We start from the raw sequence: 22890 nt of genomic DNA, 5'->3' as shown, positions 1-22890 counted from the left end.
ATCAATCCTTAGCGGGCAATAGGTGTCAGGCGGATCAAGTGGATGCGACGACTGTCGGCATTCAGGATGCGGAAGCGATACGCGCCGATCTCGGTGGTTTCGTTACGCTTTGGCAGATGACCAAACGCACTCATCACCAGGCCACCCACGGTATCGAACTCATCATCGGAGAACTCGCTGTCGAAGAACTCGTTGAAGTTCTCGATCGGCGTCAGCGCCTTGATCAGGAAATCACCGCTGGGCAGTGGCTTGATGTAGCTGTCTTCTTCGACGTCATGCTCGTCTTCGATATCGCCGACGATCTGTTCCAGCACGTCTTCAATCGTTACCAGGCCGGCGACGCCGCCGTATTCGTCGATCACGATGGCCATGTGATTGTGGTTGGCGCGGAATTCACGCAGCAACACATTGAGGCGCTTGGATTCAGGCACGAAAGTGGCTGGACGCAGCAGGTCCTTGATGTTGAAACTGTCGCCATTCTCCTTGAGGATCAGCGGCAGCAGGTCCTTGGCCAGCAGGACGCCCATGACGTCGTCATGACTTTCGCCGATCACCGGGTAGCGCGAGTGCGCCGAATCGATCACGGCCGGGAGGAATTCCCGTGGAGTCTGGGTCGCCTTGATGCTGATCATCTGCGAGCGCGGGACCATGATGTCGCGTACTTGCAGGTCAGCCACCTGGATGGCGCCTTCGACGATGGCCAGCGCTTCGCTGTCCAGCAACTTGTTCTGATGGGCCTCGCGCAGCAGCTCAAGCAGTTCCTGGCGGTTTTTCGGCTCGTGGGCAAAAGCCTGGGTCAGTTTACCCAGCCATGACTTCTGCCCGTTGCTCGATCGGTCTTCGCTCATAGCGATTACTCTGAATCCTTTATTGTTACAGTTGAGTGTTTTTAAGCTTCGTCGTCGGCATACGGGTCCGGATGACCCAATTGCGCAAGCAACGTTTGTTCCAGTGATTCCATTTCCTCGGCTTCGTCATCGTCTATATGGTCGTAACCCAAGAGATGCAAGCAGCCGTGGATAACTAGATGGGCCCAATGGGCTTCCAGTTCCTTGCCTTGTTCTTTTGCCTCGCGCTCCACCACCGCGACACAGATGACCAGGTCGCCCAGCAACGGGATATCCAGCAGTTCATCCGGTACGTCGGCGGGGAAGGACAGCACGTTGGTCGCATAGTCCTTCTGGCGCCAGGTGTGGTTCAGCTCGCGGCCTTCGGGCTCGTCCACCAGGCGAATGGTCAGTTCCGAGTCAGCGGTGCGCTGGCGCAGGGCCAGGGTGCACCATTGGCGGAACTGGGCTTCGCTGGGGACGGGCGCTTCGGTGGCCAGTTGCAGGTCAAGCTCAAGCATCGCGGTGAACGTCCTTGGCCGGCGCGTCGTCGCGATGGTCGAAGCGCTCGTAGGCTTCGACAATGCGCTGCACCAGCGGGTGGCGGACCACGTCTTTGGGCATGAAGTGGGTGAAGCTGATGCCCGGCACGTCCTTGAGCACCTCGATCACCTGGGCCAGGCCCGACTTGGTGCCCTTGGGCAGGTCGACCTGGGTGACGTCGCCAGTGATCACGGCAGTGGAGCCGAAGCCGATCCGTGTGAGGAACATCTTCATCTGCTCGACGGTGGTGTTCTGGCTTTCGTCGAGGATGATGAAACTGTTGTTCAAGGTACGACCGCGCATGTAGGCCAGCGGGGCGATCTCGATCACCTGGCGTTCGATCAGCTTGGCCACGTATTCGAAGCCGAGCATCTCGTACAGCGCGTCGTAGAGCGGGCGCAGGTACGGGTCGATCTTCTGGGCCAGGTCGCCGGGCAGGAAGCCGAGCTTTTCGCCGGCCTCGACCGCCGGGCGCACCAGCAGGATGCGGCGCACTTGCTCACGCTCCAGCGCGTCAACCGCGCAGGCCACGGCCAGGTAGGTCTTGCCGGTACCGGCCGGGCCGATGCCGAAATTGATGTCGTTGCCGAGGATTTCCTTGACGTACTTCTGCTGATTCAAGCCGCGGGGGCGAATCATGCCTTTTTTGGTACGAAGGGCCACGCTGGCTTCGGCCACAGGGTTGTTGGCCAGGTCTTCCACGGCCGATTCCTGCAGGTACAGGTGCACGGTTTCCGGTGACAGCTCGCTACCCTTGGTTTCGCGGTAGAGACGGCGCAGCAGGTTTTCTGCGGACGTGGTGTGTTGGGGTTCACCAATGAGCTCGAACTGGTTGCCGCGGTTGCGGATCTCGATGCTCAGGCGTTGTTCGATCAGGCGCAGGTGCTCGTCGAACTGTCCGCACAGGTTGGCGAAACGGCGAGCCTCAAAGGGCTCGAGAATAAAACGATGGGGTTCTGCTATAGGTGCGTTCAAGGTCGCTTTTAGCCGCCCTTTGGCTGTTGAGGTGAAATAGAGAATAACGCCAGTGGCGCGGGTACGAAAGCACTTACGTTATCGGAATGCTGCGCGGTCTAAATGTGGGGGCGGGCTTGCTCGCGAAAGCGGTCTGTCAGTCAACCCATGCAGTGACTGATCCAGCGCTTTCGCGAGCAAGCCCGCTCCTGCATTTTGATCTTCGTCAGTCAGTGATACCGATGGATTACGGGATCAACGACCCACGCAACGAGTGCGGCTGCGCCGCATCGATGTGCACATCGGCAAACTGGCCAATCAAGGTTGGATTGTCGCAACGGAAGTTTACGATTCGGTTGTTCTCGGTGCGGCCTTGCAGTTCGCCCGGGTCTTTTTTCGAGTAGTCGGTGACCAGGATACGCTGAGTGGAACCGACCATTTGTCGGCTGATCTCGAAACCCTGTTGGTTCAAGCGGTGTTGCAGCGCATTGAGGCGCTCTTTTTTCAGCGCTTCCGGGGTTTCATCCGCCAGATCGGCCGCCGGGGTGCCGGGGCGCTGGCTGTAGACGAATGAGTACGAGAAGTCGAAGCCGACGTCTTCGATCAGCTTCATGGTCTGCTCGAAGTCTTTCTCGGTCTCGCCGGGGAAGCCGACGATAAAGTCCGAGCTGATACAAATGCCCGGCACCGCCGCGCGCAATTTGCGCAGTTTGGATTTGTATTCCAGGGCCGTGTGGTTGCGCTTCATCGCCGACAGGATACGGTCCGAACCCGATTGCACTGGCAAATGCAGGTGCTTGACCAGTTCCGGCACTTCGGCGTGGGCCTGGATCAGGCTGTCGGAGAACTCCAGCGGGTGCGAGGTGGTGTAGCGGATGCGCTCGATACCGTCCACGGCAGCCACCACGCGGATCAGCTCCGCCAGGTCGGCCAGGCGGCCGTCTTCTGTCAGGCCGCGATAGCCGTTGACGTTCTGGCCCAGCAGGGTCACTTCGCGCACGCCGTTTTCGGCCAGGTGGATGATTTCCGACAGCACGTCGTCAAACGGCCGGCTGACTTCTTCGCCTCGGGTGTAAGGCACTACGCAGAAGGTGCAGTACTTGCTGCAGCCTTCCATGACCGACACGTAGGCGCTTGGCCCATCGATACGTGGCTCGGGCAAGTGGTCGAATTTTTCGATCTCCGGGAACGACACGTCGACCTGCGGCAGCTTGGTGAAGCGCGCGGCGTCGATCATTTCCGGCAAGCGGTGCAGGGTCTGCGGGCCGAAGACCACATCGACATACGGCGCGCGGTCGCGGATCGCGGCGCCTTCCTGGCTGGCCACGCAACCGCCGACGGCGATTACCATGTCCGGGTTGGCCAGTTTCAACTCGCGCCAGCGGCCCAGTTGCGAGTACACACGGTCCTGGGCCCGCTCGCGGATCGAGCAGGTATTGAGCAGGATCACGTCGGCATCTTCGGCGCGGGCGGTGACTTCCAGGGCCTGGTGTTCGCCCAGCAGATCGACCATGCGCGAGCTGTCGTACTCGTTCATCTGGCAACCGTGGGTTTCGATGTAAAGCTTCTTGGCCATGGGAATCGTCAACTGGTGGTAAAGAACCGCGCATTATAGGGGGCATGTCCATTGGTTCCTAGCGTTGTGCATCGGGTGCCATGCTATAGTTCGCGCCCTCTTTTATATCCCCTATGTGTTATTCGCCCACCATGACCAAACGTGAAGCTCCAATCTACAAGGTGATTTTCCTCAACCAGGGCCAGGTGTTCGAAATGTACGCCAAGCAGATCTATCAGAGCGATCTGTGGGGTTTCCTGGAGGTGGAGGAGTTCGTCTTTGGCGAGCGCACCCAGTTGGTCGTCGATCCGGGCGAAGAGAAACTCAAGGCGCAGTTCGAAGGTGTGGTGCGCAGCTTTGTGCCGATGCATTCGATTGTGCGCATCGATGAGGTCGAGCGTTTAGGGACGCCGAAGATCAGCGAGGCGCGGGGCGTGAGCAATGTAATGCCATTCCCGATGCCAATGCCTGAAAAATAAGACCGCTGTCAGGGCAGGGGTGAGAAGGGCGAACGCCCGTCGGCACTCTGCAGTTCCTGAAGGTAATTACGGAAAATCTGCCCCAGCACCTGGGTCGCCACTTCCAGTTCATCGCGCTGCATGTGTTCGGCGACTTCATCGGCAGTGTCCAGCGCGTCTTCGGCGCCGTTGACCGCGGCCATTTTCAGCACGATGTACGCCTGGACATTATTGGCCGGCACACCTTCGCCTTTGAAGAACATGTTGCCCAGTTCGAATTGCGCCTGCGCATGCCCTTGCAACGAAGCTTTCTCGAAGTAGCTCAAGGCTTTGTTGAGGTCGCGGGCCGGGTTCTTGCCGTCGTGGAAGTACTCGCCCAACTCGTATTGCGCCTGTGCATCCCCGTCATCGGCCTGTTTCTGGCACGCGCTCAGCGCTTCGGCCTGGCTGTCTGGCTGGGTATTGAGGGTGCAACGACCCATCGCTGGGATTAACAACGAGTTGCCGCCTGCCTGGGCATGTGCCAGCAGCGGCTGAAGGAGCAACAGGCAGCCCAGAACCAGGGTGCGGCCGGTGCGTTTCATGGGAATCGACTTACCTCTGACGGGGCGCGCGGACCCTCGGGGGGTCCAATAAGCGCGCATTATGAAATAAGCAGGCCTCTGCTTACAAAGTCTTTACTCGTTTTTCTGCTGCTTGGGCAAGTTATCTGCCGGATTGCAGGTGATTTCTCGAAAAAACTCGGAAATCGCTGTAAGCAAAGTAGCAAATCAGGCGCCGTTTGCGTGGTGCCTGATTTTTGCGGCCAGTTATTTCAGTGCAGCAAAGGCGCGTTCAGCGGCATCGAGGGTCAGTTTCAGCTCGGCTTCGCCATGGGCGATCGAGCTGAAGCCGGCTTCGAAAGCGCTTGGCGCCAGGTACACCCCGCCTTCCAGCATCAAGTGGAAGAAGCGCTTGAACAGATCGGCGTCGCTGCCCATCACGTCATCAAACGTCACGATATCGTCGGCGCCGCTGAAATACAGGCCGAACATCCCCCCCGCCTGGGTGGTGACAAACGGGATACCGGCAGCATCGGCGCGCTGTTGCAGGCCGTCGAGCAGGCGCGTGGTGTAGTCGGTCAGCTCGGCGTGGAAACCCGGACGGCTGATCAGGCGCAGGGTGGTCAGGCCGGCGGCCATGGCCAGCGGGTTACCCGACAAGGTGCCCGCCTGGTACACCGGGCCCAATGGCGCGATGTGCTGCATGATTTCGCGCTTACCGCCGAAGCAGCCCACAGGCATACCGCCGCCGATGATTTTGCCGAAGGTGCTCAGGTCCGGCGTGACGCCATAGTGAGCCTGGGCACCACCCAGGGCAACGCGGAAACCGGTCATCACTTCGTCGAAAATCAGCACCACGCCGTGCTTGTCGCACTGCTCGCGCAGTCCTTCGAGGAAGCCCTGCGCCGGCGGTACGCAGTTCATGTTGCCGGCCACCGGCTCGACGATGATGCAGGCCACGTCCCGGCCCACTTCATTGAGCATCCGCTCGACGGCGGCGATGTCGTTGAACGGCAGGGTCAGGGTGTGTTTGGCAAACGCTGCCGGCACACCGGCCGAGCTTGGCACGCCTTGGGTCAGCAAGCCGGAACCGGCTTTCACCAACAGGCTATCGGAGTGGCCGTGGTAGCAACCTTCAAACTTGATGATGCTATCGCGGCCAGTGAAACCACGGGCCAGGCGGATCGCACTCATGGTGGCTTCGGTGCCGGAGCTGACCATGCGCACCATTTCCATCGACGGCACGATGCTGCACACCAGGTCAGCCATCTCGGTTTCCATGGCGGTCGGCGCGCCGTAGGACAGGCCGTGTTCCAGCTGCTTGCGCACCGCGTCCAGCACGTCCGGGTGGCTGTGGCCGAGGATCATCGGGCCCCAGGAGCCCACGTAGTCCACATAGCGCTTGTCATCTTCGTCGGTGACGTAGGCGCCTTCGGCATGCTTGAAGAACAGCGGCGTGCCGCCCACGCTCTTGAACGCACGCACGGGGGAGTTCACACCGCCGGGGATGTGTTTCTGGGCATTGGCAAACAGCGTTTCGGAACGGGACATGATCGGGCTCTCTAAACTGAAATTTTAAGAAGGTCGTTGAACGCACGAGCGCGGCGCGTGACTTGCTGGGTGCTGTCGGCGCCAAACAGGCCGTGCACCACCGCCAGCAGATCGGCGCCGTGGGCCACCAAAGGCTCGGCGTTCTCCAGGGTGATGCCGCCAATCACGCAGATCGGCAGCTGCAAGCGCGCGCGGGCTTGGGCCAGCATCTCGACGGTCGCGGCAGGTGCGCCGGGCTTGGTGTTGGAATTGAAGAAGCGGCCGAAGGCGACATAGCTGGCGCCTTCCTTGGCGGCCTGCTCAGCCAGTTCGATCTGGCTGTGGCAGGTGGAGCCGATGATGGCTTTGGAACCGAGCAGGGCACGGGCCGGGGTCAGCGGGCCGTCGGTCTGGCCCAGATGCACGCCGACGCCGAGGCGCGCGGCCAGTTCGGCGTCATCGTTGATGATCAACTGGGTCTTGTAGCGCGAGCACAGCTCCCGCAGCTTTTGCGCTTCACGCAGGCGCCGCGCTTCATCGCTGCTTTTGTCGCGGTACTGCAGCAGGGTCACGCCGCCGTCCAACGCCGCTTCGACGTAGGCGAGGAATTTACCGGCCAACAGTTGGCTGTCGGTAATGGCGTAAAGGCCACGTAGTTTCATCGGGCATGTCCCTTGATGTTACGAGCAGAAATCCAGCGGCAACCGGCGCGGTACAAACTGGCCCTGGCCGAGTTGTTCGGCGTCACGCAGAGTGCGCCAAGTGTAGTTGAGGGCCGATTGCACGGCGCTCACCAAGCCTTCGCCCTGGGCGATCCGACCGGACAACGCACTGGCCAACGTGCAGCCCGAGCCGTGATAACTGCCGGGCAAGCGCTGGCAGGTAAAGGTCTGGCGCGTGCCGTCGCGGCTGTAGAGGCGGTTGTGCACTTCGTGCTCGTCGCCATGGCCTCCGGTGATCAGCAGGTGCTTGATGTAGGGCAGCAGCTTCTCGGCGCATTCGTCCGCCGTGCCTTCTGGCAGCTCCGCGAGGATGCGTGCTTCCGGCAGGTTCGGCGTGGCGATCAGCGACAGCGGCAGCAACCGCTCGCGCATCGCATAGCCGACTTCATCCTTGCCCAGGCTGCCGCCGCCGCCGGCGCGCAGCACCGGGTCGCACACCACCGGCAGGTGCGGATGCGCCTGCAGTAGTTCGACCACGGTGTCGACCATCGCGGTGGAGCCGAGCATGCCCAGCTTGACCGCCGCCACTTCGGAGTCGCCAAGTACGGCATTGGCCTGCGCCAGCACCCACTCTCGGTCGAGCACGCGGAAATCGCTGACGTTGACGGTGTTCTGCACGGTCAGGGCGGTGACTGCCGGAGCCGCATGACAACCCTGGGCGAGCAGGGCTTCTATATCTGCCTGCAAGCCGGCGCCACCACTGGGGTCATGGCCGGAGAGACAGAGGACAACGGGACGAGAGCTGTAGATATTCATGGTGCGCGAGCTTACCACCAAACGCTTTTGGCGGGGCCGTCTGGCGATGGTTGAATTTTGCCTGGGGCACGACGTTTTTTTGGCGCGCTGCTGGCCGTTAGAACCCTCTGTAATGCCTGATCTAGAGCCTTTCAAAAAATTATTTCAATGGTGTCCAATAGCCTTTAGTGGCTATGCTAGAGTGGATCCAAACGACTAACTGTATTACCGGTGTACGTCTTCTCAAAAGGAAAGGGGGGCTTTTTGACATAACCGGACAGGCCACGCTGGGGCTCTATGCGCTATTTGCTGATTTTATTGTTGTGCGGGCTGCCGATGCTCGCCAACGCCATCGAGTTCAACCAGGACACGCGAAGCCTGCCGCTGGGCCGAGCCATGCAAGTGCTCGAAGACCCGACTGACGCGCTTACCATCACGGACGTCAGCGCACCTTCCGCCACCGTGCAGTTCAAGCCCCACGATAAAGACACCCTGAATGCCGGTTACTCACGCTCGGTGTTCTGGCTCAAGGTCAATCTGCATTACCTGCCGACTAACCCCGAAGCGCAACGCACCTGGCTGCTGGAGTTGGCGTACCCGCCGCTCGACCATCTGGACCTGTACCTGCCCGACAGCACCGGCAGCTATCGCCTGGCCGGGCGCACCGGGGATGCGCTGCCCTTTTCCGCCCGTGAGATTCGCCAGAACAACTACTTGTTCAAGGTCGACTTCATGCCGGGCGAGGCAAAAACCGTCTACCTGCGCCTGCAAAGCGAAGGCTCTATCCAGGCGCCGCTGACGCTCTGGTCCAGCACCGCCTACCTGGAACAACAGCCGCTGCGCCTGTATGTGCTGGGCCTGATCTATGGCGTGTTGCTGGGGATGCTGGTCTACAACCTGTTTATCTACCTCAGTGTGCGCGACACCAGCTACCTGTATTACATCTTCTATATCGCTTCGTTCGGCATGTATCAGTTGTCGGTGAATGGCGCGGCGGTGGAGTATTTCTGGCCGAACAATCCTTGGTGGGCGAATGCGGCGACACCGTTCCTGATCGGCTCGGCGGCATTGTTCGGCAGCCTGTTTGCGCGAAGCTTTTTGCACACCGCACAGCACAGTCGCTGGATCAACCGCCTGCTGCTGGCGCTGGTGGGCTGTGGGGCAGTGGTGATGCTGCTGTCATTGATGACCAGCTATGCCTTGGCGTTGCGCCTGGCCACCGGCTTGGCCCTGGTGTTCACCGTGACCATCTTTGTCGCCGCTATCAAGGCCTGGTACTGCGGCCAACGGGTGGCACGCTATTTCATCATCGCCTGGTCGGCGTTCCTGCTGGGTGGGGTAGTGAATACGCTGATGGTGCTGGGCTATCTGCCCAATGTATTCCTCACCATGTACGCCAGCCAGATCGGCTCGGCGATTGAAGTAGCGTTGCTGTCCCTGGCCCTGGCTGACCGTATCAACTCCATGCGAGAGCAACAGGCGCAGATCCTGTTCGATGCCAGCCAGAAACTCGAAGTGCTCAACCAGCAACTGGCCCGCAGCAACCGGCTCAAGGATGAGTTCCTCGCCACTCTGACCCACGAACTGCGCACCCCCATGAACGGCGTGATCGGTTCCCTTGAACTGATGCAGACCGTGCCCCTGGACGCCGACCTGGCGCAATACCATCAAACTGCCGCTGGCTCGGCGCGGGACATGATGCGTATGGTCAACGGCATCCTTACACTTACCGAATTGCAGGCCGGGCGCCTGAGTGCCCAACCCCAGGTGTTCAGCCTGCGCGCTACGCTTGACACCTTGCGTCAGCAGTTCAGCACCAGCGCCCAGAGCAAAGGCTTGGCGTTTTCCATCGACGTGGCGGACGAGCTGCCGGACCGCGTACTGGGTGACGTCGGCAAGCTTTCGCAATGCCTTGATTGCCTGCTGGACAATGCCTTCAAGTTCACCCACGAGGGTTCGGTGCGCCTGCGTGTGGTCGGTGTGCCCCAGAGTGATGGCGGCCTGCGTTTGAGCTTTATCGTCACCGACACCGGGATAGGCTTTGCTTTCCTCGACGAGGCGACCCTGTATCAGCGTTTCTTCCAGTTGGATGGCTCCACCACCCGCGAGTACGGCGGCCTGGGTATCGGTCTGGCGATCTGCCGGCAACTGATCGAGCTGCTGGGCGGACGCCTTACTCACCATTCCGAACCGCGCACAGGCAGCCGCTTCCAACTGGAGTTGGAAGTCTGCCCAGCGCCAACTGAGTCCAAACCCGCGCCGGATCAGCAACGCGCGCCTCAGGAGTGTTCGGTGCTGTTGGTGGATGACAACAGCGTTGGCCAGTTGGTCGTGCGCGGCATGCTGCTTAAGCTCGGTTACCGGGTGAAAACCGTGGAGACCGGCCCGAATGCGTTGGCCGCCTTGCAGGCGGGGGAGTTCGACGCGGTACTGTTGGATATTCCCGAGGGTGGGTTCTCGTTGTGCTGTCAGATTCGTGCACTGCCGGGCTGCGGTGAATTGCCGGTGATCGCGTTGAGCGCCTCGCTGAATGTGTCGGAGCGAGAGCACTGCCATGGCATTGGTGTCTCTGATCGACTGGCCAAGCCTGTGCGTTTTGAGGCATTGCAAGCGGTGCTGGAGCGCCGGTTGTTGTGCCTGGTAGAGGGCGAAAGCGCCGGGCATTCGGCGGGTATGCCACTTTTTTAAGCCGTCTGACGGTGCTTAACTGAAATTCAGGCCTCAACTGTACGTGGCCTTTTCAGGAGGCCCATCATGAACCCGCATCAGTTCGCCGAAACCCACGACGTCACCAATCAGCCACCGTCCCTGGACGGCACCAACCTGTACCGCATCGATTTGCCCCTGCAAGAATGGTCGCGCCGCTTTGGTGCCGGCTGGGCGCAAGCGCGTATCGATGCCTACGGTGCGCTGGCAGGTGGGCCGCTGATGGAAGCCGGGTTCCTGGCGAACCAGAACAAACCCGTGTTCAACAGCCATGACCGTTATGGTCATCGCATCGACCTGGTGGAGTTTCACCCGGCCTATCACGACCTGATGCGCACCGCCGTCGAACACGGCCTGCCATCGCTGCCTTGGGCCCATCCGCAGTCCGGCGCCCATGTGGCCCGCGCCGCCATGACCTACCTGCACAGCCAGGCCGAAGCCGGCACCGGCTGCCCGCTGACCATGACCTTCGCCTGCGTGCCCGCCCTGCGTTTGCAGCCGGACCTGGCTGAGACCTGGCTGCCGAAAATCCTCAATACCCACTATGACTCGCGCAATGTCGGCATCGCTCACAAGGCCGGCGCCACCATCGGCATGGCCATGACCGAGAAACAGGGTGGTACCGACGTGCGCGCCAACACCACCCGTGCTTACCCGGTGGGCGCCGGCGGGCCGGGCCAGGCGTATGAGCTGGTGGGCCACAAGTGGTTCTGCTCGGCGCCGATGTGCGATGGGTTCCTCACCCTGGCCCAGACCGATAAAGGCCTGAGCTGTTTCCTGCTGCCCCGGCACCGCCCGGATGACACGCGCAATGAGTTCTACATCCAGCGCCTGAAAAACAAGCTAGGCAATTGCTCCAATGCCTCCAGCGAAGTGGAGTTCCGTGGCGCCCTTGCTTGGATGATCGGCGAAGAAGGGCGGGGCGTGCCGACCATCATCGAGATGGTCGCCATGACCCGCTTTGATTGCATGGTCGGCTCCAGCGCCCTGATGCGCCAGGCGCTGACCCAGGCCAGCCATCATTGTGCCCATCGTTTGGTCGGTGGGCGAGTACTCAGCGAGCAACCACTGATGCAAAACGTCCTGGCTGACCTGGCGCTGGAAAGCGAATCCGCGTTGGCCTTGAGCCTGCGCATGGGCAGGGCCCTGGATCATTTGGGGGACGAGCAGGAAGCCAAGTTCGCCCGGCTGGTAACGGCGGTGGGTAAGTATTGGATCTGCAAGCGCGCCCCGGCCATGATCAACGAAGCCGCCGAGTGCATGGGCGGCGCCGGGTATGTCGAGGACAGTATCCTGCCGCGCCTGTTCCGTGAGGCGCCAGTGAACTCGACGTGGGAAGGTTCCGGCAACGTGCAGTGCCTGGACGTACTGCGGGCTTTGTCGAAAGAGCCAGGCGTGCTGGAAGCGTTGTTTGTCGGACTGGGGGATGGGCATGGCGACCGCCTGCTGGCGCGACATATAGAGCAATTGAAGTCGGCATTCATGGACACCCAGGATATCCAGTACCGCGCGCGGCAGCTCACCGAAGATATCGCGGTGGCGTTGCAGGCCAAGTTGTTGCTGGAAGCCGGCAATGCGGCGGTGAGCGATGGGTTTATCGCCAGTCGGTTGGGCGAATCGTCCGGTCGGGTGTATGGCACCTTGCCGCGTGGTGTGGAGGTGGCGGCGATTGTCGCCAGGTCCACACCTCGTTGATTGCATTCAAAGTTTGCGTCTGACAGGGATACAGGCAAGATAAAGGCCTGCTCGTCAGAACACAGGATGCTTACCGTGACCGAAGCTTTTGTTGTCGTTCAAACCGCTGAAGAAGCCGTGGACCGGCTGGCGGCCCTGCATGAGCGTGCCACCGGTGCGCTCAATCAAGCCCTCAAGCAATACCTCAAGGACCGCGTCGAACCCGACGCCGAACAACGTGCGTTGTTTCGCTACCCGGAACTGCGCCTGACCTACCACTGCCATGGCGAAGTCCCGCAGACTACCCGGGCGTATGCCAAGGTTCAGTTGCCGGGAACCTACAGCGTTACCGTCACCCATCCTGCGGCGTTCCGTAAATACCTGCTGGAGCAATTGGTGCCGTTGATGCATGACTTCACCGTAACGGTCGAAGTTGGCGTCAGCCAGCAGAACATTCCGTACCCGTACGTGGTGGAGCAGGGCGATGAACTGGCCGGCTCCGGGGTGACCGCGGCGACCCTGGCCCGCGTGTTTCCGAGTACCGACTTGTCGGCCGCCACCGATGGCATCGCCGATGGCCTGTACGACTGGGAAAACACCGACCCGCTGCCCCTGGCGTTGTTCGATGCGGCGCGCGTGGACTTTTCCCTGCGTCGCCTGGTGCACTACACCGGCAGCGACTGGCGCCATGTTCAACCGTGGATCCTGCTGACCAACTATCACCGTTATGTCGACCAGTTCATCCTGCATGGCCTGGAACAACTGCGCAGCGACCCGCGTTTTATCCGCATGGTGCTGCCGGGCAACGTAGTGATCGACAAAGCGATGGACCACGGTGAAGCCTCCGCGATTGCTGCCGGGGTGGTGTGGCACCGTTATCAGATGCCGGCTTATCACTTGCAAGCCACTGACGGCCACGGCGTGACCTTGGTGAACATTGGCGTCGGCCCGTCCAACGCGAAGAACATCACCGACCACCTGGCCGTGCTGCGTCCGCATTGCTGGCTGATGATCGGTCACTGTGGCGGCCTGCGCCAATCCCAGACCATCGGCGACTACGTGCTGGCCCACGCCTACATGCGTCGCGACGGTATTCTCGACCGCGTAGTGCCGCCGAACATCCCGATCCCGGCCCTGGCCGAAGTGCAGCTTGCGCTACAGCAAGCGGCGGCCAACGTCACTGGCGAAAAAGGCGAAGAGCTGAAAAAACGCCTGCGCACCGGCACCGTGCTGACCTACGACGACCGTAACTGGGAACTGCGCTGGGCTCAGGAACGACCGCTGATCAACCTGTCCCGCGCCGTGGCCGTGGACATGGAAAGCGGCACCATCGCCGCCCAGGGTTATCGCTTGCGGGTGCCGTACGGCACTTTGTTGTGTGTGTCGGACAAACCGCTGCACAGCGAAATCAAGCTGCCCGGTTCGGCTAACGCGTTCTATGAGCGCGCGGTGAGCCAGCACTTGAAGATCGGCATCGAGGCGGTGGATTTGCTGCGCACCGAACTCAACTCGCTGCACTCGCGCAAACTGCGCAGCTTCGACGAGCCGCCGTTCCGCTAAGCGGTTGGGATGGTCATTTGACGGTCAGGCCACTAGCATTGTCGGTCCTGACCGTTAGATGTTCCTTTGCCATGTCCCGTCCCACCCGTCCCGATTCGCGCCGCCCTGGCGTGAAACCGCCGTATTCCGCAGCACGGCGTGTCGCCAAGGCACCGCCGGCCGAGCCGAAATTGATACTGTTCAATAAACCGTTCGACGTGCTGACCCAGTTCAGCGACGAAGGCGGGCGTGCGACGCTCAAGGATTTCATCGACATCCCCGGCATCTACCCGGCGGGCCGCCTGGACCGTGACAGTGAAGGCCTGTTGCTGCTGACCAATGACGGCCAGTTACAGGCGCGGATTGCCGACCCCAAGCACAAACTGGCAAAAACCTACTGGGTGCAGGTCGAAGGTGAGCCGAGCGAAGAACAGCTGCAACGCTTGCGCGATGGCGTCGAGCTCAATGACGGCAAGACCTTGCCTGCGCAAGCGCGGCAGTTGGATGAGCCCGAGTTATGGCCGCGTAACCCGCCGGTGCGCTTTCGCAAAAACATACCGACGTACTGGCTTGAATTGGTGATTCGCGAGGGGCGTAACCGCCAGGTGCGGCGCATGACCGCCGCCGTGGGTTTGCCCACCTTGCGCCTGGTGCGAGTGCGCATTGGCGATTGGACAATCAACGGCCTGGATCAAGGCCAGTGGAAGGAAGTGCCGGCGCGCTTATAAGGCGCCGGATTCGATCAGGCCGATCACCACGCTCTTGATGATGAACGCGGCCACGCCCAGGCCCAAGACGAAGAACAGAATGAACGAGCCAAAACGCCCGGCCTTGGACTTCTTCGCCAGGTCCCAGACGATAAAGCCCATGAAAATGATCAGGATCGTGACCAGGCCGGTCATCATCCATTCTTCGAAGAGGGCGGGGTCGATGTTATTCACGGGGTCTTTTCCGACGGAGTAAGCGGCGAGTATAAGGCAGCGTCACAGGCCTGGAATTGGCCTGCGTCGGTCAGTCGCACCTCAAGTACGCAGGTGAGTCAGTGGCAACTCGGTGCTGTTGAGCACCTGGTTCAGCACAAAACTCGACCGCACGCTGGTCACGCCTTCAATACGGGTCAGGTGACCGAGCAGCAGTTTCTGGTAGTGATCCATGTCCGGCACCACCACTTTCAACTGATAGTCCGCATCCATCCCGGTCACCAGGCTGCACTCCAACACCTGGGGCAGAGTGCGAATGGCTGCTTCAAAATTCTCGAAACGCTCCGGGGTGTGGCGGTCCATGCCAATCAGCACATAGGCGGTCAGGCTCAGGCCGAGCATCTTGCGATCGAGCAAGGCGACCTGACGGGCGATGTAGCCGTCGTCTTCCAACTGCTTGACCCGGCGCGAGCACGGCGAAGGCGACAAGCCGATGCGTTCGGCCAACTCCTGATTGGAGATCCTCGCGTCGCGCTGCAATTCCGCCAAAATACTCAGGTCGTATCGGTCAAGCTTGCTCATTGGGTTGGCCTTTGTCGTAACTATTGCGGTGAATTATCCATGAAGGGTTAAAAATTGCGCAAGCACTGTTTATTGACGCAATCTTCGCAATCATCTGTCGGGCGCGGACGGGTATCTTTATCAACAGAATCACCGCCTGGACAACAGTCCACAGCAGCTCGCCCAATCAGGCCCGCTGCGGCCGCCACCCCCAGCAGGGTTGAGCCGGCCTCCAGGCTGCACACTGTCCACAGGACGGCGTGAGGTGAGCCAACGCCAAAAGCGTTGAGCCAGGACGAAGTTCTCAAGGGGTAGCCGACGGGTCACCCCTTTTCTTTTGCCTGCTGATAACCTGTCCCCGAACCGGGCCTGGCTTTTCCAGTCTCATGGACAGGCCCTAATCCGCAGTGAGGAATAGCATGAAGCGCATCTGGCGTTTGGCAGGTGTAGGTTTGCTGGTGGTCAGCGTCGGCGCCCAGGCAGTGGCCGACGAACGGGACAATGGGCCGCGTGGTGACGGCGGCGGCCAGCATGAAAGAGGGCCGGAGGGCGGGCGGCCAGGGGGAAGTGAACAGCCACGTCCGCAGAATCAGCATTTTGATCGCGCAGGCCAGAACGGCGGCGGCCAATGGCAAGGGCGTCCCCAAGGCAATGAGCAAGGGCGACCGCAGCCACAACCACAGCCCTCGAATAACCTGCCGATCCAGAGTCGCCCCGACACCGTGCGCCAGACCCAGGAGCCGCGCCAGGGCTACTACCGCGACATCCCTCGACGCAATGACGGCAACCAACACTGGGAGGCCGGAGGCCCAGGCTCACGTCCCGGCGACAACCGCTGGCCCGGTCGTCCCGACGGCCATGGCAACGGCTGGGGCCCTGGCCCGCAACATCGTCCAGGTTATGTGATCGATCGCTTCCCCGACCGCAATTACCGCGTGCCTTACCGTGGCCAGGATTATTTCTATTCCGGCGGCTATTGGTATCGCCCGCAAGGCCCGCGCTATGTAGTGGTGACGCCGCCCTACGGCATCCGTGTGCATTATCTGCCGGATTATGCCCGTGAAGTGTGGATCGGCAGTGCGCTGTTCTTCCTCGCGGCGGGTTCCTACTACACCTACGAAAGCAGTTCCCAGCAGTACGTGGTGGTGCCACCGCCAGCCGCCGTACCGGCACCGCAGCCCGCGCCGCAAGGCAATGGCTATGACGTGGTGGCGTATCCGGCCAATGGCCAGTCACCGGCCCAGGTGCAACAGGATGGTTATGACTGTTATCGCTGGGCCGTGCAGCAAAGCGGCTTCGACCCGCAGCAAGTCACCTACGCCCCCGACCCGGCGGTAGTGCAAACCTACCGCCAGGCCCAAGGCAACTGCCTGAGCAGCCGCGGTTATCAGGTGCAACAGTAGCAGTGGCAAGCCTCAAGCTTTTAGCTTCAAGCTTCAAGCTTCAAGCTTCAAGCTTCAAGCTTGAGGCTTGCCACTTGCAGCTTGAAGCTGATCCGCAGGATCCGCATGCACCAGCACTTCGGCGCGCGGGTATGCCTGGTGAATCGCATCGGCGGCCTGGTCGCTGATGCCGTGGGCCACTGACAGCGTCAATTCCCCCGGCAACTCCAGGTGCAACTGCACAAACCAGTGGCTGCCGGAGATCCGTGTGCGCAAATCATGCGCGCCCAATACGCCCGGTACGCCACGGGCCAGTTCGAGCATGTGCTGGCTGACGTCCGGCGGCAGTTCTTCATCCATCAACACCGCAAAGCTTTCACGGGCGATCTGGATGGCGCTCCATAAGATGTAAGCGGCAATGCCCAGTCCGAACCAGGCATCGACCTGATGGTAGCCAAACCCTGCCAGCACCAGCGCTACCAAGATGCTGCCGTTAAGCATCAGGTCGGAGCGGTAATGCAATGAGTCCGCGCGCACGGCGTTGGAGCCGGTTTCGCGGATCACCCGGTGTTGCAGCATCAGCAAGGCCACGGTCAGTACCAGGGAAAACACGATCACGCCGATGCTCAACCAGGGGGCGCCGACCGGTTCCGGGTGTTGCAGTCGCTCATAGGCCTGGAACGCGATCAACACCGCACTGCCGCCGATAAACAGCGCCTGCGCCATGCCCGACAGTGACTCCGCCTTTCCGTGCCCATAACGGTGATCGTCATCGGCCGGGCGCAACGCGTAATGCACCGCCACCAGGTTCAGCAGCGAGGTCACGCCATCCAGCAGTGAGTCGGTCAACCCGGCGAGCATACTCACCGAGCCGCTGAGCCACCAGGCGATGGCCTTGGTGATAATCAGCGCACAAGCCACGCCCACCGAGGCGCGGGTGGCCAGGCGCAAGAGCCTGGCGTGTTCGGGACTGCTGGTCATAGGCGGCTCGGATCCTTAAGCGGCGGGTTGCAGGCCCAGGCTGGCGAGCTGTTGCACACTGCCCTTGAACTGGATCATGCGCGGGTCGTCGAGCGGCAGGCTGCGGCCGGTTTCTTTCTGGATGATGCTTTGCAGCTTGGCGTTGTCGACCTTGCCGTCGGCGTCAACGGCTTCGTGGAGTTTCTGCGGATCGACCTGGGCGGTCTTGCCCGGTTCGAAGTAGATAGCGCCGGTGGCGAAGTCTACGCCGAACGCGATCAGGCCGGGGATCACATAGAACAGCAGGCCCACGGCGTCGAGCACGGCAATGGTCGGGTCGATCTTGCCGTCGATCTGGCCACGGCGGTCCGGGTAGAAGATCGAACCGCAGGCCGTCAGTTGGCTCAGCAGGGTGACGGCGAGGACACCGCCAATGACACGGGAAGCGATACGCATGGAAACTCTCCTGAACACGGTTGATACGGGACTATATAGCAACGGACTTATGGCAATGGCCTTGAGACCATCGTCGGCACTCGGCAGTTCGCCGTTATACTCGCCGCTCTGCTTTGGAGCCAGTATGAATTCGTTGCCGATTGATGAAGTTTTACCCGCACTGCGTGACGCCTTGGCGAATCGCCATGAAGCCGTGCTGGAAGCGCCGCCCGGCGCCGGTAAAACTACCCGCGTGCCCTTGGCGTTATTGAACGAACCCTGGCTGGCCGGGCAGACCATCCTGATGCTCGAACCCCGCCGTCTCGCAGCCCGTGCGGCGGCCGAGCGCCTGGCCAGCGAGCTGGGTGAGAAAGTCGGCGAAACCGTCGGCTATCGCATTCGTCTGGACAGCAAGGTCGGCCCCGATACGCGCATCGAAGTGGTCACCGAAGGCATCCTCACTCGCCGCCTGCAGGACGACCCTGCGCTGGACGGCGTGGGTTTGCTGATCTTCGACGAATTCCACGAACGCAGCCTTGACGCCGACCTGGCGTTGGCCCTGAGCCTCAACGGCCGCGAGCTGTTTCGCGATGATCAACCGCTGAAAATCCTGCTGATGTCCGCCACCCTAGAAGGCGAGCGCCTGGCTGGCTTGCTGGACAACGCGCCGATCCTGCGCAGTGAAGGGCGCATGTTCCCGGTGCAGATGCGCTGGGGCCGACCTTACCAGCCCGGCGAGTTCATCGAACCGCGTGTGGTGCAGACCATTCTCGAAGCCCTGCACGACGAAACCGGCAGCGTGCTGGTTTTCCTGCCGGGGCAGGCGGAGATTCGCCGGGTCAACCAGCAACTGGCTGACGCCCTCGGTGATCGCATCGATGTGCTGTTATGCCCCTTGCATGGCGAATTGGACCTGAGCGCCCAGCGCGCCGCCATCGACCCGGCGCCCACCGGTAAACGCAAAGTGGTGCTGGCGACCAACATTGCCGAGACCAGCCTGACCATCAACGGCGTGCGCGTGGTGATCGACGCCGGGTTGGCGCGGGTGCCGCGTTTCGATCCGGGCAGCGGCATGACCCGTCTCGAGACTCAGCGTGTCTCCCGCGCCAGCGCCACCCAGCGCGCGGGCCGGGCAGGGCGCCTGGAGCCGGGTGTGTGCTATCGGCTGTGGTCCGAAGACCAGCATGAGGGGTTGGCCGCCTACGGCAGTGCGGAGATCCTCGCCGCCGATCTGGCCGGCCTGGCTTTGCAGTTGGCGCGCTGGGGCGTTACGCCTGGGCAATTGGTATGGCTGGATGTGCCGCCGACCGCCGCGTATGCCCAGGCTCAGGATTTGTTGGTACGCCTCGGTGCGTTGAATGAAGACAAACTCACCGCCCATGGACAGAAGATGGCCGAGTTGCCTGCCCATCCGCGTATCGCTCATCTGCTGTTGCGCGGGCAGGATCTTGGGCTGGCGATGACGGCATGCAATGTGGCCGCTCTATTGGGCGAGCGCGATATCTTGCGCGGTGGCGGTGCGGATTTGCACAGTCGATTGGCACTGATGTCCGGCGAAGAACGAGCACGCGGCGCGCACGGCGGCGTGCAGCGGGCCAAGCAGCTGGCGCGACAATATCGCGGCTACTTGAGAGGCCAGGCGACTCAAGCCGTTGCCGACCCCGATCATCCGCGCTGGCTCGGCGCCTTGCTGGCACTGGCTTACCCGGACCGCGTCGCCCAGCAGCGTCGCCCCGGCGGTGCCGAGTATCGCCTGGCCAACGGCCGCGCGGCGCTGTTCGCCGAAGCCGACAGCCTGATGAAGCAACCCTGGCTGGTGATCGCCGACCTGGGCAGCCGTCAGGGCCAGCGCGAAGAACGTATCTACTTGGCGGCGGATTTTGATCCGGCGCTGTTCGACACGGTGCTGGCCGAGCAAGTGCGCAATGTCGACCAACTCGACTGGGACGAGCGCGAAGGTGTGCTGCGTGCCGAGCGCCAACGCAAAATCGGCGAGCTGGTGCTTAGCCGCGAACCCCTCACCGGCCTCGACGAATCCGCACGCAGCCAGGCACTGGTCAACCTGGTACGCCGCAAAGGCCTGGAGCTGCTGCCGTGGACGCCTGAGCTGCGCCAATGGCAGGCCCGCGTCATGTTGCTGCGCCAACTCGACGCCGGCAAAACCAGCGAATGGCCCGACATCAGCGACAGTGCCTTGCTCACCAGCCTTGAACACTGGCTGATGCCCTACCTGGGCAAAGTCTCGCGCCTGAGCCATTTCGCCAATCTGGATATTTCCAGCTTCCTGCACAACCTGCTGCCCTGGCCGCTGCCGCAGCGCCTGGACGAACTGGCGCCACAGCATGTGAAAGTGCCCTCGGGCTCGTCGGTGCGCCTGGACTACAGCGAACAGCCGCCGATCCTAGCGGTGCGCCTGCAAGAACTGTTCGGGCTGGCCGACACCCCGCGCATTGCCGGCGGGCGTCAGGTGGTGAAGCTACACCTGCTGTCCCCGGCACGCCGGCCGGTGCAAGTGACGCAGGACTTGGCGAACTTCTGGCGCAGTACCTACGCCGAGGTAAAGAAGGATTTGAAAGGGCGGTATCCCAAGCATTACTGGCCGGATGATCCGCTGGTGGCCGAGGCAACCGCGCGAATCAAACCGCGTAAGTAATCAGCGCACACAGGAAGTGCCTTGATTCATTACGCGGCATCACAAATGATGTTCCCGCCGCCGCATTTATTCGTCCAAGGCAACATTCTAAAGTCTCCACACTTGCCGCCTTATCATGTCGATGAGGGGCGAAGTGGAGACTTTTCCATGCCTTTCATCAGCGTTCGTATTACCCGTGATGGCGTCACCCAGGAGCAGAAAGCCCGGGTTATCGCCGAAATAACCCAAACCATGGAAACCGTGCTCAATAAGGACCCGCATCTTACCCATATCGTCATCGAAGAGGTGGATACGGATAACTGGGGCTACGCGGGAATCACCACCACCGCGTACCGAAACAGGGTCGAATAAACGCACACACCCCGTGCTCCCAGGGGAGGGATTATTGTGCGGCGGGCAGCAGGAACCGGGCGATCACCGGCAGGTGGTTGGAAATGCGCAACGTGTCCTCCTGCCGTACTTTCGCCTCCACCCGCTTGAGTCGCGGGCTGTAGAACAGGTAATCGAGCGTGCGGTCCGGCCCGTCGACGCTCGGGTCGTTGGGGAAGTGGGTCAGCCACTTCTCACGGTCAATCCCGCTGGATTGGCTGTTGCTCGGGATCATCGGGTATTTGTCCCACAGCAAATGCAGCTCGCTGTCCGGCGAATATTGCCCACGCTTGCCGGCGTCCAGGCGCAGGAATTGGCCCAGGGGCAGCAGGTTGAAGTCGCCGCCGATCAGCCAGGGCGTGCCGCGGCCTTCGAATTTATCCAGCAGCTTGACCGTGGTTTGTACCTGCTCCTGCACCGCGTTGCGCCCAGGGGCGTCGCCGTCCAGGCGGGTGTTGAGCACGGCCAGTTGGCCACCGTCGCTCAGCGGCAGGTAGGTCAACAGCAAGGCCGGCTTGGGTTGGAACTGGCGGCTGATGAAGTTCGCTTCGGGCGCCGGCAGTTGCAGGCGTTCGGCGTGTTCGATCTGGTAACGGCTGAGGGTCGCCAATTTACGGCCGACGCTGCCGAAGATATGCCGGTCGGGCACAAAGTCGGCTTTCCAGTCGAAGGCCTGGGCACTGCAGGGGTAGAGATCGACCAGGCGCTCTTGCAACAGGGCAAGCTGGTCTTGGTAATGGGAGGGCTTGGCGTTTTCGTCGAGTTCCTGCAGCAGCAGGATATCGGGTTGTTCGTCACGGATCACCCGCGCCACTTCGTCGAGGCTGGCGGCCATGTCCTCAACCGTTGGGCGGTCGTCGGGGCCGCTGCCGTCCGTGGTGTCATACCAGAAGACGTAATTCTTGCCGGCCAGGTATTGCACGTTCCAGGTCATGACCTTGAGTGCCTGCCCCGGCAATAGGGTCGGCGCACGCGGCGCGACGCAGCTCACCGGCAGGGTTTCCTTCGCCTCGGGGCGCCAGGTCAGGCTGTAGATCAGGACGGTCAGTAGGCCTGCGATGATCAGCAGGCCCAGCAAGGTGATGCGCAATAAACGGGTCATCGGCTCGGCTTATAGCGTTTCAGAAGTGGCACGGAGCATATCACCGCGCGTCGGCATCGCCACCGATCAGCATGAATAAACGGAACAGCACCACGCTGGTAAACAGTTGGAGGAAGCTGTGGGCGCTGTCCAACAACAAGCCAATCAGCGGCGCAGGTGTTGGATACGCTGCAACGCTGGCGCCCTTGAGCAACCACAGCGGCGTCATCACGCACAGCAGGCACACCAGGATCAGCCAGAAATGCCCACGGCTCAGGCGGAAACTTTCCTTCATTGCCTCCAGCGCGGGCATGCCGCGCAGCACCAGTAGGTACTCGGCAAACGCCAGCACCACCATCAGCCACAGCCCCGGTAGGAAATACAGCGACAGCCCCAGCAGAATCAGCAGCGTGCTCATCGCCGTCAGCAGGGCGAAGCGCGGCCACAGGGTGAGAGCCATAGCCCAGACATCTTTAGTGCGCGGCGACTCGCCACGGGTGCGAGCATCCAGAAACAGGATCAGCGCGCCGGTATACAGCGGATACACCAGCAACCCCACCACCACGCTGTAGCCGGGAAACGCATCCGGGCCGACGACGTGGTTGAGCACCTGTTGCAGCAGGGCTTCGAAAATCACCAGCGGCAGACACAGTTGGACGATGGCGCCCAGGTTGCGTTGGGTGAAACGGAAGGAGTCGCGCAGCACGTCTAACGGATTCATCAAGTTCATCGCAGGCCTGAAAG

The 22890-nt window shown here is 61.5% G+C and carries 22 protein-coding genes; 8 read left to right on the top strand and 14 right to left on the bottom strand.

The window, feature by feature from the left end:
• Positions 1 to 8: 8 nt before the first annotated feature.
• The 4 genes from LVW35_RS25090 to miaB all read right to left on the bottom strand — a co-directional run bounded on the left by LVW35_RS25090 (position 9) and on the right by miaB (position 3900).
• Positions 9 to 848: an HlyC/CorC family transporter gene (locus tag LVW35_RS25090; protein WP_010206772.1), complete on the bottom strand. Its 840-nt coding sequence runs from the start codon at positions 846 to 848 to the stop codon at positions 9 to 11.
• A gap of 41 nt (positions 849 to 889) precedes the next feature.
• Entirely contained in the window at positions 890 to 1348 is a 459-nt protein-coding gene (ybeY, locus tag LVW35_RS25085; protein ID WP_233892479.1) for an rRNA maturation RNase YbeY, read from the bottom strand.
• Entirely contained in the window at positions 1341 to 2345 is a 1005-nt protein-coding gene (locus LVW35_RS25080) for a PhoH family protein (protein WP_233892477.1), read from the bottom strand. The genes ybeY and LVW35_RS25080 overlap by 8 nt, the downstream gene beginning before the upstream one ends.
• 226 nt (positions 2346 to 2571) lie before the next feature.
• Complete coding sequence (gene miaB / locus LVW35_RS25075) at positions 2572 to 3900, bottom strand: tRNA (N6-isopentenyl adenosine(37)-C2)-methylthiotransferase MiaB (RefSeq protein ID WP_233892476.1); 1329 nt, start codon at positions 3898 to 3900, stop codon at positions 2572 to 2574.
• Between the two features lie 131 nt (positions 3901 to 4031).
• On the opposite strand from miaB, the gene LVW35_RS25070 reads away from it, so the two are divergent.
• Positions 4032 to 4358, top strand: coding sequence for a DUF1820 family protein (locus LVW35_RS25070; RefSeq protein ID WP_003236992.1), 327 nt, complete (start codon positions 4032 to 4034; stop codon positions 4356 to 4358).
• Positions 4359 to 4366: 8 nt separating this feature from the next.
• Here LVW35_RS25070 and LVW35_RS25065 read toward each other — a convergent pair whose 3' ends face one another.
• The 4 genes from LVW35_RS25065 to LVW35_RS25050 form a co-directional block, all read right to left on the bottom strand.
• Complete coding sequence (locus LVW35_RS25065; protein ID WP_233892475.1) at positions 4367 to 4921, bottom strand: tetratricopeptide repeat protein; 555 nt, start codon at positions 4919 to 4921, stop codon at positions 4367 to 4369.
• A 225-nt stretch (positions 4922 to 5146) separates the two neighbouring features.
• Positions 5147 to 6430 (bottom strand): glutamate-1-semialdehyde 2,1-aminomutase, encoded by a 1284-nt coding sequence (gene hemL, locus LVW35_RS25060; RefSeq protein WP_233892474.1) that lies wholly within the window; start codon positions 6428 to 6430, stop codon positions 5147 to 5149.
• Between the two features lie 11 nt (positions 6431 to 6441).
• Positions 6442 to 7071, bottom strand: coding sequence for a thiamine phosphate synthase (thiE, locus tag LVW35_RS25055; protein ID WP_233892473.1), 630 nt, complete (start codon positions 7069 to 7071; stop codon positions 6442 to 6444).
• An 18-nt stretch (positions 7072 to 7089) separates the two neighbouring features.
• Positions 7090 to 7887 (bottom strand): hydroxymethylpyrimidine/phosphomethylpyrimidine kinase, encoded by a 798-nt coding sequence (locus LVW35_RS25050; RefSeq protein ID WP_177004248.1) that lies wholly within the window; start codon positions 7885 to 7887, stop codon positions 7090 to 7092.
• Between the two features lie 276 nt (positions 7888 to 8163).
• Here LVW35_RS25050 and LVW35_RS25045 point away from each other — a divergent pair, with 276 nt between their 5' ends.
• The 4 genes from LVW35_RS25045 to LVW35_RS25030 all read left to right on the top strand — a co-directional run bounded on the left by LVW35_RS25045 (position 8164) and on the right by LVW35_RS25030 (position 14513).
• A complete protein-coding gene (locus LVW35_RS25045; protein WP_233892472.1) occupies positions 8164 to 10554 on the top strand; it encodes a hybrid sensor histidine kinase/response regulator in 2391 nt (796 codons plus the stop codon).
• A gap of 66 nt (positions 10555 to 10620) precedes the next feature.
• A complete protein-coding gene (locus LVW35_RS25040; protein ID WP_233892471.1) occupies positions 10621 to 12267 on the top strand; it encodes an acyl-CoA dehydrogenase family protein in 1647 nt (548 codons plus the stop codon).
• Positions 12268 to 12333: 66 nt separating this feature from the next.
• A complete protein-coding gene (gene amn, locus LVW35_RS25035; RefSeq protein ID WP_161634128.1) occupies positions 12334 to 13806 on the top strand; it encodes an AMP nucleosidase in 1473 nt (490 codons plus the stop codon).
• A 71-nt stretch (positions 13807 to 13877) separates the two neighbouring features.
• Complete coding sequence (locus LVW35_RS25030; protein ID WP_233892470.1) at positions 13878 to 14513, top strand: pseudouridine synthase; 636 nt, start codon at positions 13878 to 13880, stop codon at positions 14511 to 14513.
• Here LVW35_RS25030 and LVW35_RS25025 read toward each other — a convergent pair.
• Together LVW35_RS25025 and LVW35_RS25020 are read right to left on the bottom strand one after the other, a co-directional pair.
• Positions 14508 to 14717, bottom strand: a complete 210-nt coding sequence (locus tag LVW35_RS25025; protein ID WP_025999909.1) for a DUF2788 domain-containing protein — start codon at positions 14715 to 14717, stop codon at positions 14508 to 14510. The two genes, LVW35_RS25030 and LVW35_RS25025, sit on opposite strands and share 6 nt — an antisense overlap.
• Before the next feature lie 90 nt (positions 14718 to 14807).
• Complete coding sequence (locus LVW35_RS25020; RefSeq protein WP_003194418.1) at positions 14808 to 15287, bottom strand: Lrp/AsnC family transcriptional regulator; 480 nt, start codon at positions 15285 to 15287, stop codon at positions 14808 to 14810.
• Positions 15288 to 15685: 398 nt separating this feature from the next.
• On the opposite strand from LVW35_RS25020, the gene LVW35_RS25015 reads away from it, so the two are divergent.
• Positions 15686 to 16669: a DUF6515 family protein gene (locus LVW35_RS25015; RefSeq protein WP_233892469.1), complete on the top strand. Its 984-nt coding sequence runs from the start codon at positions 15686 to 15688 to the stop codon at positions 16667 to 16669.
• Between the two features lie 54 nt (positions 16670 to 16723).
• Here LVW35_RS25015 and LVW35_RS25010 read toward each other — a convergent pair whose 3' ends face one another.
• A complete protein-coding gene (locus LVW35_RS25010) occupies positions 16724 to 17629 on the bottom strand; it encodes a cation diffusion facilitator family transporter (protein WP_233892468.1) in 906 nt (301 codons plus the stop codon).
• 15 nt (positions 17630 to 17644) lie between these two features.
• Positions 17645 to 18064, bottom strand: coding sequence for a polyribonucleotide nucleotidyltransferase (locus LVW35_RS25005; protein WP_233892467.1), 420 nt, complete (start codon positions 18062 to 18064; stop codon positions 17645 to 17647).
• Between the two features lie 124 nt (positions 18065 to 18188).
• On the opposite strand from LVW35_RS25005, the gene hrpB reads away from it, so the two are divergent.
• Positions 18189 to 20696: an ATP-dependent helicase HrpB gene (gene hrpB / locus LVW35_RS25000; protein ID WP_233892466.1), complete on the top strand. Its 2508-nt coding sequence runs from the start codon at positions 18189 to 18191 to the stop codon at positions 20694 to 20696.
• A 147-nt stretch (positions 20697 to 20843) separates the two neighbouring features.
• Positions 20844 to 21047 (top strand): tautomerase family protein, encoded by a 204-nt coding sequence (locus tag LVW35_RS24995; RefSeq protein ID WP_233896547.1) that lies wholly within the window; start codon positions 20844 to 20846, stop codon positions 21045 to 21047.
• A gap of 31 nt (positions 21048 to 21078) precedes the next feature.
• On the opposite strand, the gene LVW35_RS24990 is transcribed toward LVW35_RS24995, so the two are convergent.
• Together LVW35_RS24990 and LVW35_RS24985 are read right to left on the bottom strand one after the other, a co-directional pair.
• Positions 21079 to 22167, bottom strand: a complete 1089-nt coding sequence (locus tag LVW35_RS24990; RefSeq protein WP_233892464.1) for an endonuclease/exonuclease/phosphatase family protein — start codon at positions 22165 to 22167, stop codon at positions 21079 to 21081.
• A gap of 40 nt (positions 22168 to 22207) precedes the next feature.
• Complete coding sequence (locus LVW35_RS24985) at positions 22208 to 22867, bottom strand: YciC family protein (protein ID WP_025999910.1); 660 nt, start codon at positions 22865 to 22867, stop codon at positions 22208 to 22210.
• Positions 22868 to 22890: the final 23 nt, after the last annotated feature.

Source organism: Pseudomonas sp. HN11, assembly GCF_021390155.1.
GTDB lineage: Bacteria > Pseudomonadota > Gammaproteobacteria > Pseudomonadales > Pseudomonadaceae > Aquipseudomonas.
Note: the sequence above shows the minus strand (reverse complement) of the source record. Positions and strands in the feature narration are given on the sequence as shown.

Excerpts from the sequence above, each read along its gene's own strand:
- LVW35_RS25070 (WP_003236992.1), top strand. The coding sequence starts at position 4,032 with ATGACCAAACGTGAAGCTCCAATCTACAAGGTGATTTTCCTCAACCAG.
- LVW35_RS25030 (WP_233892470.1), top strand. The coding sequence starts at position 13,878 with ATGTCCCGTCCCACCCGTCCCGATTCGCGCCGCCCTGGCGTGAAACCG.
- amn (WP_161634128.1), top strand. The coding sequence starts at position 12,334 with ATGCTTACCGTGACCGAAGCTTTTGTTGTCGTTCAAACCGCTGAAGAA.
- thiE (WP_233892473.1), bottom strand. The coding sequence starts at position 7,071 with ATGAAACTACGTGGCCTTTACGCCATTACCGACAGCCAACTGTTGGCC.
- LVW35_RS24985 (WP_025999910.1), bottom strand. The coding sequence starts at position 22,867 with ATGAATCCGTTAGACGTGCTGCGCGACTCCTTCCGTTTCACCCAACGC.
- LVW35_RS25020 (WP_003194418.1), bottom strand. The coding sequence starts at position 15,287 with ATGAGCAAGCTTGACCGATACGACCTGAGTATTTTGGCGGAATTGCAG.
- hrpB (WP_233892466.1), top strand. The coding sequence starts at position 18,189 with ATGAATTCGTTGCCGATTGATGAAGTTTTACCCGCACTGCGTGACGCC.
- LVW35_RS24995 (WP_233896547.1), top strand. The coding sequence starts at position 20,844 with ATGCCTTTCATCAGCGTTCGTATTACCCGTGATGGCGTCACCCAGGAG.
- LVW35_RS25065 (WP_233892475.1), bottom strand. The coding sequence starts at position 4,921 with ATGAAACGCACCGGCCGCACCCTGGTTCTGGGCTGCCTGTTGCTCCTT.
- LVW35_RS25040 (WP_233892471.1), top strand. The coding sequence starts at position 10,621 with ATGAACCCGCATCAGTTCGCCGAAACCCACGACGTCACCAATCAGCCA.
- LVW35_RS25045 (WP_233892472.1), top strand. The coding sequence starts at position 8,164 with ATGCGCTATTTGCTGATTTTATTGTTGTGCGGGCTGCCGATGCTCGCC.
- LVW35_RS25050 (WP_177004248.1), bottom strand. The coding sequence starts at position 7,887 with ATGAATATCTACAGCTCTCGTCCCGTTGTCCTCTGTCTCTCCGGCCAT.
- LVW35_RS25015 (WP_233892469.1), top strand. The coding sequence starts at position 15,686 with ATGAAGCGCATCTGGCGTTTGGCAGGTGTAGGTTTGCTGGTGGTCAGC.
- LVW35_RS24990 (WP_233892464.1), bottom strand. The coding sequence starts at position 22,167 with ATGACCCGTTTATTGCGCATCACCTTGCTGGGCCTGCTGATCATCGCA.
- ybeY (WP_233892479.1), bottom strand. The coding sequence starts at position 1,348 with ATGCTTGAGCTTGACCTGCAACTGGCCACCGAAGCGCCCGTCCCCAGC.
- LVW35_RS25005 (WP_233892467.1), bottom strand. The coding sequence starts at position 18,064 with ATGCGTATCGCTTCCCGTGTCATTGGCGGTGTCCTCGCCGTCACCCTG.
- LVW35_RS25090 (WP_010206772.1), bottom strand. The coding sequence starts at position 848 with ATGAGCGAAGACCGATCGAGCAACGGGCAGAAGTCATGGCTGGGTAAA.
- hemL (WP_233892474.1), bottom strand. The coding sequence starts at position 6,430 with ATGTCCCGTTCCGAAACGCTGTTTGCCAATGCCCAGAAACACATCCCC.
- LVW35_RS25010 (WP_233892468.1), bottom strand. The coding sequence starts at position 17,629 with ATGACCAGCAGTCCCGAACACGCCAGGCTCTTGCGCCTGGCCACCCGC.
- miaB (WP_233892476.1), bottom strand. The coding sequence starts at position 3,900 with ATGGCCAAGAAGCTTTACATCGAAACCCACGGTTGCCAGATGAACGAG.